The sequence below is a fragment of the Vibrio minamisatsumaniensis genome, assembly GCF_050337445.1.
GTDB lineage: Bacteria > Pseudomonadota > Gammaproteobacteria > Enterobacterales > Vibrionaceae > Vibrio > Vibrio artabrorum.
Map to the genome: position 1 here is coordinate 1 of NZ_JAKJSY010000128.1, position 5,941 is coordinate 5,941.

Here is a 5,941-nt window from a genome sequence, read left to right on the forward strand (position 1 = left end):
CGTTTCCTTGTGCGTCTTCTGAACAATAAAGTAACAAAAAAAAAATGTTTTGGGTAAGAAAATTACGGAATAAGACATAATTCTAGAGAAAAAAGCAAAAATAACGGCGCCCTTGGGCGCCGTATGTAATGAAACAACAAAAAATGAATATTTTTTATTTATTCCTCAATTTTTGCACCTTCAGGTGTGCCAGTGATCACTACATCAGCGCCACGGTGAGCGAATAGACCGACAGTAACAACACCAGCAATACCATTGATGATGTCTTCTAACTGTTTTGGATTTTCGATCGCCATACCGTAAACATCTAAGATCATGTTACCGTTATCTGTGATGCAGCCTTCACGGTAAACGGGATCACCACCCAGTTTCACCAGTTCACGTGCAACGTATGAACGTGCCATTGGAATTACTTCAACAGGCAGTGGGAATTTGCCTAACACATCAACAGCTTTAGTTCCGTCAACAATACATACAAACTTATCCGAGATAGCCGCGACGATTTTTTCACGAGTGAGAGCAGCGCCGCCGCCTTTGATCATGTCGCGTGAAGCATTAATCTCATCTGCGCCATCAACATAAACGTCTAGTTTGAAAACGTCGTTGCACTCAAAAACTTTGATGCCTAGTGCTTCCAGTTTTTCAGTAGAAGCGACAGAGCTTGAAACCGCACCTTTGATTTTCTCTTTTATTGTGCCAAGCGCGTCGATGAAGTGATTTACTGTAGAGCCAGTGCCAACACCGACAATGCTGCCTTCTTCAACATATTGAAGTGCTGCCCAGCCCGCTGCTTTTTTCATTTCATCTTGAGTCATGCCATTCTCCTGAATAAGGTATTGCGCTTTGAATTAATCGTTCGCGTATTGAAGTTAACGTTTCTATATTGAGGTTAACGTTTGCGGCGGGATTATAGCGCTTTAATGGTTGCTTTCCCATTGCCAAGTTTTATTCGGAGTCACGATTTTAGGTAACGGAATGTCCCACTCTTTTGTCGGTAAGGTATCGACATGTTGGCAATCATGAGCCAAACCAATTGGCGTTGCGCCACTGCCTGTCTCAAACCACTTCGCCAGAGTGCGATCATAATATCCGCCGCCCATGCCTAAGCGATGCCCTCGAGAGTCAAAACCAACAAGGGGGGCGAAGATAAGGTCGAGTTGATGGCAAGGCTTAACCAGCATTTGATTCAGTTGAGGCTCTACGATGCCATATTTATTTAATACCGTGGGAGTGGTTGGAGAGTAGTGCAGAAACAATAAGTGTCCGCTAGAGAAGGGGTGCAATACTGGTAAATACGTTTGTTTACCTTGCGACCATAACCACTCGATTAAAGGTTGGGTATTGAGTTCGCCATCAATAGAGATATAGAGCGCTATATGCTGAGCTGACTGGATCTCAGTCAGTTGAGCGCACTGCTGGACTAAATCTAAAGCGGATTGAGTTTGCTGTTCGCCAGACAAGGCATTGCGTTTGATGCGGATCTGTTTGCGAAATTCGCTGCGTGTGAGCGTCTGCATAAGAAAGGATACCCCAAAGTGCCGTTGAGAATAGATGGCCCTTGAACCAGCGAGTTCAAGGCGGATCAGCAATGATTACCGTAGGCTTCTCGGTCGGGCCGAGCATGCTCAATAGCACTCAAGTACTAACCCTTAGGGATTGCTTATCGGCTCGGGGACGTAAATCCTCTGACAAACACTCCAGGGTAAATTTTGTGTACGCTATTGCTGTCCGTGCTTAACTTTACTGAGGACATCTGACAGTGATGTCGTGAGCAATTCCATACGCTCGGTCAGTGCGTTTTGTTCATCATTTGCTTCAAACTTTTTCGTTTGTAATTCATAGCAAATATTCAGAGCTGCAATCGTTAGCAGCTTCACTTCATTAGTTACCTTAGTACGTTCAGCCATCTCTTTCAATCGATTATCAAGATCGGCCGCAGCTGCAATCAATGACTCTTCTTGCCCAGGAGGACAATTCACTCGAGTCAGTTTTCCTAATATTTCAACGTCTACCGCTTGATTACTCATGATGGATGAACTCTTTAACGCGCTATTTTAAGGCTTCTGCTCTTTATCTTTTTTTTAAAAGAAAAAGCGCAAGTACCGATGAGGAAGCAATCTCCTCTGAGGGAGAAACTATAGGTAAACCGCTATTAAGATTCAAGCTTTTCAGAGTGACTGTTTGTAAATGAGAGCTTGAGCACACAGTAATTCAGCAAATTGAACAATTGGTAGTCAGTCACTCTTCAATTGCTTGGTATCGACGCTTACCAGAATTGGGGTGAAGTGGTACGATTATATTATCGATATCAAGAATAACTGAGCGAACTACTGATGAGTGAAACGACTTTACCTGATTATCTAACGGTTGCGACTGAACTTCAATCGGCGAGCCTAGCCGTAAACCCAGCTGAGATGCATGGTCTGTTAACGGGTATGTTGAGCGGAGGCTTAAACCTGGCAGATAAAAGCTGGCAACCCCTGATCTTTGATTACACCAATGAAGGCATGGGTTGGCCCGATCGCGCATTAACGCTAGCGGAAGCGACACTCAAAGTCACGAGCAGTGAAATCACCGGTTCAGGCATGGAATTGTCTATGTTACTGCCAGACGAAGACGCAAGTGCAAGCTTGTTTGATCTTGCGGACGGTGTATCAGATTGGATTAACCATTTCATTTCAGGTTTAGGTCTGGTTGGCGCTCAATTGAATAAAGCGTCTGACGATACCAAAGAAGCGTTAGCTGATCTTGAAGAGATGGCAAAGCTAGGCATTGACGAAGATGATGACATGGAAGAGCAAGCGCAGCTTCTAGAGCACGTGATTGAGCATGTAAAAGCGTGCGCATTAACGATTCATGCTGAGTTTGGTGCTCGCCCATCTGAAGATTCGGCGCCAACCATTCACTAATTCGCTTGATTGTTTGAGGTTATGATGGCTCAGTATGATGTTGTAATTGCTGGTGGCGCAATGGCGGGGGCAACCTTAGCCCTTGCTCTGAATCACCTAAGCCAAGGTTCACTATCGATAGCAGTAGTGGAGCCTTATCAGGTTGATCATCAAGCTCACCCCGGTTTTGATTCTCGTTCGATCGCTTTGTCTTATGGCACGGTGCAGATCCTTGATTCTTTACACTTGTGGCAATCGATCGCTCCGGTCGCAACCCCGATTAAAGATATCCATGTATCGGATCGAGGACATGCCGGGATGACGGACATCTACAGTGACAATCTGGCTGTTGATGCGCTTGGCTACGTGGTGGAATTGGCGGATGTGGGACGAATCTATCAGCAGAAGCTTGAGGCTGAACCCGCAATTACGATACTTTGCCCTGAGTCTGTCAATAAAGTTGAACGTGAGCAATCGTTCATAACGATTGAGATGACAAGTGGACAAACGGTAACAACTCAGTTGCTGGTTGCAGCGGATGGTGCTATCTCAACCTGTTGTCAGCAACTTAATATCTCATTGAATGAGCATGACTTTGAGCAAGTCGCGGTGATCGCCAATATTATGGCGAGTGAACCCCATCAAGGTCGCGCCTTTGAGCGCTTTACTGAGCATGGACCCGTTGCTCTATTACCGATGAGTGACAACCGTTTGTCGCTGGTTTGGTGTTTGCCCCCAGAGCAAGCACAAAAAGTGATGACCTTAACTGACGACGAATTTCTTGAACAGTTGCAGAGTGACTTTGGTTGGCGACTTGGTCGACTAGAGAAAGTCGGCAAGCGTGCCAGTTACCCACTGATTCTTCGTCACCGCCAGCAGAATATTTCTCATCGCTTTGCGATTGTTGGTAATGCTGCTCAAACGCTTCACCCGATTGCGGGTCAAGGCTTTAATCTCGGCATTCGAGATGTGGCATCCTTAGCGGAAGAGTTGTGTACTCAGTTAGATGATGTGGGGCGTTACCGTGGTCTTGTTAACTTTAGAAAACGTAGAGAACAAGATAGAGACACAACGATCACGCTGACTTCAAGCCTAGTTCATCTGTTCTCAAACAATTTTTTGACCGCTCGCATTGGGCGTAATCTTGGGTTAGCGGTAATCGATAACCTTCCACCACTTAAAGGTCCACTTTTGCGTCATACGCTTGGCCTAGTAAAAAGATAAGGTAGAAAATAATGATGCAAAGTGTTGATATCGCGATTGTTGGTGGTGGCATGGTTGGCCTAGCGCTTGCTGTTGCTCTGAAAGACAGTGACTTAAGAGTCGCCGTCATAGAGGGCAGAGCACCCAATGAAGGGCTGAGTGAACTGCCGGATGTTCGAGTGTCTGCATTGAGTCGTTCTAGTGAAGTCATTTTACGTAACCTAGGTGCATGGCAAGGCATTGAGCAAAGACGTGCTGCGCCCTACCAAGCGATGGAAGTGTGGGAACAAGACAGCTTTGCTCGCATTGAGTTTGACTCGACACGCTTGGCTCAGCCGAATCTCGGTCATATCGTTGAAAACCGCGTGATTCAACTGGCACTGCTTGATCAGGTTAAGCAGCAAGACAATGTCAGCCTGTATATGCCCGCCACGTGCAAAACGATGGCGATTGGTGAAAGTGAAGCATGGTTAACTCTAGACAATGGCCAAGCACTGACCGCTAAGTTAGTCGTGGGCGCGGATGGCGCGAACTCTTGGGTTCGTAAGCAGCAAGATATTCCTCTAACGCATTGGGATTATGGGCACAGTGCGATTGTTGCGAACATCAAAACCGCAGAGCCGCATCACAGCGTTGCTCGTCAAATATTCACACCTCAAGGCCCATTGGCATTCCTACCAATGCAACCGAGCAACATGAGCTCGATTGTTTGGTCTACAGACCCCAATCGTGCCGAGACACTTGTATCTATGTCGGATGCTGATTTTAATAAGCAACTGACGGCTGAGTTTGACTCAAAACTTGGGCTATGCGAAGTGGTGGGTGAGCGTTTTGCCTTTCCACTGCGTATGCGTTATGCGCGTGACTTTGTTGTAGAACGTGTGGCTTTAGTGGGGGATGCTGCACATACCATTCACCCGTTAGCCGGGCAGGGCGTGAACCTGGGTCTATTAGACGCAGCAAGCTTAGCGCAAGAGTTGCTAAAGCTATGGGTCGCAGGCGAGGACATCGGTACCAAGCGTCACCTCCGTGGCTATGAACGCTGGAGAAAAGCAGAGGCGGCCAAAATGATTGCCTCTATGCAGGGTTTTAAAGATCTGTTTGAAGGCGATAATCCAGCTAAGAAGTTGATTCGTGGTATCGGTATGAAGCTTGCGGGCCAGCTGCCTGGCGCAAAAGATGAAATAATGAAAAGGGCGCTCGGCCTATCCGGAAACCTTCCTGATTTAGCGAAACGTCCCATGACTTACCGATAGCCACTCAATAGCTAAGCTGTTGAGTCGTTTTAAAGAATAACCCGCGGCAAAATATGAGGCTCAGAATTAGAAGCGCTAAAAAGGGTTGGCATTAATATGCCAACCCTTTTGTTTTTAATTCTTTAGATAATCAGATTAGGCGTATGCGCAACGCAGTTTCATGATTTCATTGTTGATCTCTTTCACGGTTTGAAAGTGACGTTTTTCTGCTCGCTCCGGTAATACGAGTTTGCCATGATCAAACTCAAATTTTCCGACGCCGTAAATGTAGATTCGTCCTTTGAAAAGTCGACTTACATGTTTAGCAATCATACCCGGTGTATAGCGCTTAAACAGTCTCATTCTTAATTATCCTTATATTTACTTAGCCAGCATATTGTAGAAAAAATCCGAAATAATAATTGTGATAAGCGTGGATTAATATGCAGTAGAGTTGACGTTAATTAGATATTTGTGGTGTTCTAAGCACTTTTTGTAGTAAATATCCATTTTTACGTGAGATTCTCCTCAAAATAATAGTGAGTAAGGAAACCGCCATGAACTTTCCTGTTTAGTTATTAAGCAGTAGGGATGTTACAGATATAAGAATAGGCG

At 45.5% G+C, this 5,941-nt stretch carries 7 protein-coding genes and 1 other RNA gene; 3 read left to right on the plus strand and 5 right to left on the minus strand.

The annotated features are described in order from the left end of the window. Positions 1-158: 158 nt before the first annotated feature. The 4 genes from rpiA to zapA form a co-directional block, all read right to left on the minus strand. Complete coding sequence (gene rpiA / locus L4B77_RS19100) at positions 159-815, minus strand: ribose-5-phosphate isomerase RpiA (RefSeq protein WP_429752393.1); 657 nt, start codon at positions 813-815, stop codon at positions 159-161. 102 nt (positions 816-917) lie between these two features. After that, the gene (locus L4B77_RS19105; protein WP_429752395.1) at positions 918-1,517 is read right to left on the minus strand and encodes a 5-formyltetrahydrofolate cyclo-ligase; all 600 of its coding nucleotides are present in this window, start codon (positions 1,515-1,517) and stop codon (positions 918-920) included. A 6-nt stretch (positions 1,518-1,523) separates the two neighbouring features. Beyond that, positions 1,524-1,707, minus strand: a non-coding RNA gene (gene ssrS / locus L4B77_RS19110) — 6S RNA. A gap of 11 nt (positions 1,708-1,718) precedes the next feature. Then, positions 1,719-2,027: a cell division protein ZapA gene (gene zapA, locus L4B77_RS19115; protein WP_261838128.1), complete on the minus strand. Its 309-nt coding sequence runs from the start codon at positions 2,025-2,027 to the stop codon at positions 1,719-1,721. A 306-nt stretch (positions 2,028-2,333) separates the two neighbouring features. On the opposite strand from zapA, the gene L4B77_RS19120 reads away from it, so the two are divergent. From L4B77_RS19120 to L4B77_RS19130, 3 genes are read left to right on the plus strand one after another with little or no spacing between them, the layout of a single operon-like run. After that, positions 2,334-2,909, plus strand: coding sequence for a YecA/YgfB family protein (locus tag L4B77_RS19120; protein ID WP_261838127.1), 576 nt, complete (start codon positions 2,334-2,336; stop codon positions 2,907-2,909). A 24-nt stretch (positions 2,910-2,933) separates the two neighbouring features. Then, positions 2,934-4,112, plus strand: a complete 1,179-nt coding sequence (ubiH, locus tag L4B77_RS19125; protein ID WP_429752400.1) for a 2-octaprenyl-6-methoxyphenyl hydroxylase — start codon at positions 2,934-2,936, stop codon at positions 4,110-4,112. Positions 4,113-4,123: 11 nt separating this feature from the next. Beyond that, the gene (locus L4B77_RS19130; protein WP_429752398.1) at positions 4,124-5,347 is read left to right on the plus strand and encodes an FAD-dependent 2-octaprenylphenol hydroxylase; all 1,224 of its coding nucleotides are present in this window, start codon (positions 4,124-4,126) and stop codon (positions 5,345-5,347) included. 135 nt (positions 5,348-5,482) lie between these two features. Here the strand turns inward: L4B77_RS19130 and L4B77_RS19135 are convergent, their stop codons facing one another. Then, a complete protein-coding gene (locus tag L4B77_RS19135) occupies positions 5,483-5,689 on the minus strand; it encodes a DUF1107 domain-containing protein (RefSeq protein ID WP_261838125.1) in 207 nt (68 codons plus the stop codon). Positions 5,690-5,941 lie beyond the last annotated feature (252 nt).

Coding starts and splice junctions, on each gene's coding strand:
- L4B77_RS19130 (WP_429752398.1), top strand. CDS start 4,124: ATGATGCAAAGTGTTGATATCGCGATTGTTGGTGGTGGCATGGTTGGC.
- L4B77_RS19135 (WP_261838125.1), bottom strand. CDS start 5,689: ATGAGACTGTTTAAGCGCTATACACCGGGTATGATTGCTAAACATGTA.
- rpiA (WP_429752393.1), bottom strand. CDS start 815: ATGACTCAAGATGAAATGAAAAAAGCAGCGGGCTGGGCAGCACTTCAA.
- L4B77_RS19120 (WP_261838127.1), top strand. CDS start 2,334: ATGAGTGAAACGACTTTACCTGATTATCTAACGGTTGCGACTGAACTT.
- zapA (WP_261838128.1), bottom strand. CDS start 2,027: ATGAGTAATCAAGCGGTAGACGTTGAAATATTAGGAAAACTGACTCGA.
- L4B77_RS19105 (WP_429752395.1), bottom strand. CDS start 1,517: ATGCAGACGCTCACACGCAGCGAATTTCGCAAACAGATCCGCATCAAA.
- ubiH (WP_429752400.1), top strand. CDS start 2,934: ATGGCTCAGTATGATGTTGTAATTGCTGGTGGCGCAATGGCGGGGGCA.